Source organism: Lutispora sp. (genome assembly GCF_041687175.1).
Taxonomy (GTDB): Bacteria; Bacillota; Clostridia; order Lutisporales; family Lutisporaceae; genus Lutispora.
In genome coordinates this window covers 1-3,553 of the sequence record NZ_JAWLCK010000193.1, presented here as the reverse complement: position 1 = coordinate 3,553, position 3,553 = coordinate 1, and the positions used below count along the sequence as shown (strand labels likewise).

5 protein-coding genes are annotated in these 3,553 nt (G+C 33.2%); all 5 read left to right on the top strand.

Annotation, left to right across the window (positions count from 1 at the left end):
- Positions 1-152: 152 nt before the first annotated feature.
- The 5 genes from ACESM9_RS15060 (at position 153) to ACESM9_RS15040 (ending at position 3,478) form a co-directional block, all read left to right on the top strand.
- Complete coding sequence (locus ACESM9_RS15060) at positions 153-1,052, top strand: TolB family protein (RefSeq protein ID WP_373000578.1); 900 nt, start codon at positions 153-155, stop codon at positions 1,050-1,052.
- Positions 1,053-1,134: 82 nt separating this feature from the next.
- On the top strand, positions 1,135-1,257 hold the full coding sequence (locus tag ACESM9_RS15055) for a hypothetical protein (protein ID WP_373000575.1): 123 nt from the start codon (positions 1,135-1,137) through the stop codon (positions 1,255-1,257).
- 116 nt (positions 1,258-1,373) lie between these two features.
- Positions 1,374-2,558 carry an RHS repeat-associated core domain-containing protein gene (locus ACESM9_RS15050; protein ID WP_411289438.1) on the top strand — a complete coding sequence of 395 codons (1,185 nt, stop codon included), beginning with the start codon at positions 1,374-1,376 and terminating at the stop codon, positions 2,556-2,558.
- A 2-nt stretch (positions 2,559-2,560) separates the two neighbouring features.
- Positions 2,561-3,022 (top strand): hypothetical protein, encoded by a 462-nt coding sequence (locus ACESM9_RS15045; protein WP_373000573.1) that lies wholly within the window; start codon positions 2,561-2,563, stop codon positions 3,020-3,022.
- Positions 3,023-3,277: 255 nt separating this feature from the next.
- Positions 3,278-3,478 (top strand): hypothetical protein, encoded by a 201-nt coding sequence (locus tag ACESM9_RS15040; protein ID WP_373000570.1) that lies wholly within the window; start codon positions 3,278-3,280, stop codon positions 3,476-3,478.
- Positions 3,479-3,553: the final 75 nt, after the last annotated feature.

Below are 3,553 nucleotides of genomic sequence, written 5' to 3'. Positions count from 1 at the left end.
CCTCTGTAAATCGTTTTTTCATATCTATTTCCTCCTGGATAATTTATTATATCATCCAGACTAACTTTTGGTATGGTATACTTTTTGGGGAGCAGGTCATGTAAAGTATTGTATTGAAAAATTGTTATTTTAGAAAAGGAGAGAAAAGAATTTTGAGTAAGTATGTAGGTGTTTTATCATGTTTATCTATTTTTTTATTGATAATAGTAGGTTGTAACCAAAAAGATGAATTACTAAAAGAAAATTTGACTGGAGAATTAATATTATCAACACCAGTTAGTAGCCTACAAAAAGACAATAAAGGACTAGCAATATTCAAGCCATCCCTTAAAAAATATGAAATAATGTTAAATGATCAATATTTAAGTAGCCCAACTCTCAATAGGAAAAAAGATAAAGTATTGGCACGAAGTACGACAAAAATTGTTGAATATGATATGAAGAATAAAACTTTAAATGTATTATATATACACAAGGATAATACAATTGACAATATAAGCTATATTCCTACTCAAGATTCTATCAGTTTCACAGCATACGAAAATGGAAGGGAGAATATTTATGGTTTTAACAAAAACTCTGGTAGCAATAATATTTTAATTAAAGATATTTATGGAAGTTATAGTTGGAGTAAAGACGGAAGATTAATATTATTTGGGCGTCGCAGTAAAGCAGAAAATGGCAAATATAAATATAGTGTCAATATGTATAATATTAATATGGGCAAAGAAGAGACTTTATTTGAGGGTTATGCCCCACAATATTCTAATAACAATCAATATATTGCTTATAAAGAAGCGAATGCTTCAAATATTGACAATATATTAGTGATAAGAGAGATAACAACCGCCAAAGAATGGATATATAAATCCAATGCCATTTATACTTATAGATTTTCCCCTGACGACAATTATATTGCAATCGAACAGCAAAGTAGAAAATTTGCAAGTAAAGATTATGAAATAATAGTATGGGACTTTAAAAGCTCAAAGAAGGATGTATTAATAGAAACCATAACAAGAGGGTACAATACTGGTTTTGATTGGAAGTAAATATCACTCTGTCAGAGGATAGTTCTCTAAGACGGCTACCACACCTATGACAATAACGGTAATCAGCTGACCAGAACGGAGAATGGGGCAGACACTACCTACACCTATGATGAACTCAACAGGCTGGAGACGGTCATCTACCCATCGATTGGAACTGAAACCTACTCATATGATGCGAGGAACAGGCTGGTACAAAGCGTTATAAACGGTACGACGACAGTATATGACTATGACAACAATGGAAACCTCATAAGAGCTACAAAAGGAACAGAAATAACAACCTATACCTATGACGGATTCAATAGGCTAAAAGAGACAAACATGCCTGACGGCAGCTGGATGAACAACTTCTATGATGCATCCGGAATGAGAATAGCAGCAGTAGAAAACAGTATACGAAGTGATTTTACCCTTGATGGAGGCAATGTAATTACCGAAAATACCGGTAACGGTAAGGATGTAAGGTATATCAGGGGATTAGGGCTTATTGCAACCCGGGAGAATCAAGGGGACTATGCCTACTACTTACATAATGCGCACGGGGATGTAGTAAACCTTGTAAATGGAACCGGAGATGTGCTCAATAGTTATAAGTACGATGCGTTTGGTAATTCAGCGACCTATACTGAGACTATAGCTAATAGGTTCATGTATGCCGGGGAGCAGTTTGACAAGGTGACCGGGCAGTATTACCTGAGGGCAAGGTATTATGCTCCACAGGTGGGAAGGTTTATAACCGAGGATAGTTATAGGGGTGACCCGAGCTCTCCGTTGAGTTTGAATTTGTACAGTTATTGTAAAAATAACCCTATAACTCATGTTGATCCAAGTGGACACGATAGTTATGTATTTTATGGTTTGTCACATGGAGGAGAAGGTGGGTTTGAAGAACAAGCAAAATCAGAACAAAAAAGACTAAAAAAAGAATATGGTAATAATGTGTATTTAATACCGGTTGAAACAGAAAAACAATTTGTTAGTGCATGGAGTAAAATAGGAATTAATGAAAAATGCGAAAAGATTAAAGTTGAAGAGGTTTCTTTGCTATTTCATAGCAATCCACACAACTTATTGCTTGATTATACAAAAGAGGAATATATTACTACTTACATAAATGGAAAGACTAGAGGAACAACAGATAGTGCAGATGCTACTTCTATATATAGTCTCGAGTCGAAGAGCTTTGATACATTGAATTTGTTTACATGTAATTCTGGGCATATTGATATTGCAGACAATTTAGCTGCAAAATTTATTGAGACTAATAAAATAGAATCAGTTTTTGCTTGGGACGGAAGTATGGCTTATAATAACTTCTGGGGTACTTACATACCTAGATTAGCTTTTAATCAACGTGCTTTTTACAGCTGGACTCCTGAAAGAATAGGACTTTTTGGCATAAGATATAAAAGAAGCCCAATTGGTCAAGTTGAATACTATAGAGAAAACGATGGAACTATTAACTGGCGAGAAGTATATAAAATTGGTTATGGATTGGGGCACTAATTATGAAACACTTAATTAATTGGATTAAAAGGAGAGGTAGAATAATGATATTACTTTTTGTGTTTCTTGGTTTAACCACAAGCATATTGTATTATAATTATTATTACGCTCCTATAGAAGTAGACATTAAAAAAATTGCAGTGGTTGACACACAAAACACCATTATTGGAACTTGGTGGTCAACAATTTATGGCAATGAACATAAAATTACTACGCAATATAATATTAAATTACCAGAAAATGATTTTACAAGATATAATTTAGTTTTTTCTACTGGTAGAGAAATAAAAAGAATAACTTATAGGCGAATTGACCAATTGCCATTAGGCAAAGATGTTTATAAGGCTGTACCTGTATTTAAAAAAGATTTTTTTACGCATAAAATATTTTTTTACAGAATTAATAAGCTAAACTTAGAAGAAGACTTTTTTTCAAAGCCTGAAAAAATAATCATTGAAGATTAAATTATTGGGATATAATGGAATAGGGTTAATGCACTGAAAATTACTTAACAAATAATAGGCATAGTGCCAGGCACTTAACTTACAACGGGAAATGTATATCTAATATCCTTTAACATAAAAGTACCTGTCTGGAGAAACGGGCATCATAGATAAGCAACCCAAATTGACCGCTTCTCAAATCTTGACGGATTTGAAGCATGTTATTGGAAGGCAAATACTATTGGTAAAACTAATTTCGGTCCAACTTCCTATTGGATGAAAGGATTTATTGTTCTAAATAAATCTACTTTTGAAGATGTGAAAGCAAAATACGATTGGGCCCCAGTTGATATTAAGTTTGCTAAAGGAATGGATGCAACAGTAACAGGGTTTACCAATTTTAATTGGTGTTATAATAAAGATTTTAACAAGGAGGTTAAAACTGCATCATTTATACTTAGTGTAAAGTTATTGTAGGAAAAAAATAGATAAGAGACACATCCTTTAGATATAATGAATTTGCTGAACACCACAAATAAAGGAGGTCTCTTA

What these genes read in the sequence shown, in the direction of transcription:
- ACESM9_RS15045 (WP_373000573.1), top strand. Translation starts at nt 2,561, where the DNA reads ATGAAACACTTAATTAATTGGATTAAAAGGAGAGGTAGAATAATGATA.
- ACESM9_RS15050 (WP_411289438.1), top strand. Translation starts at nt 1,374, where the DNA reads ATGCCTGACGGCAGCTGGATGAACAACTTCTATGATGCATCCGGAATG.
- ACESM9_RS15040 (WP_373000570.1), top strand. Translation starts at nt 3,278, where the DNA reads ATGAAAGGATTTATTGTTCTAAATAAATCTACTTTTGAAGATGTGAAA.
- ACESM9_RS15055 (WP_373000575.1), top strand. Translation starts at nt 1,135, where the DNA reads ATGGGGCAGACACTACCTACACCTATGATGAACTCAACAGGCTGGAGA.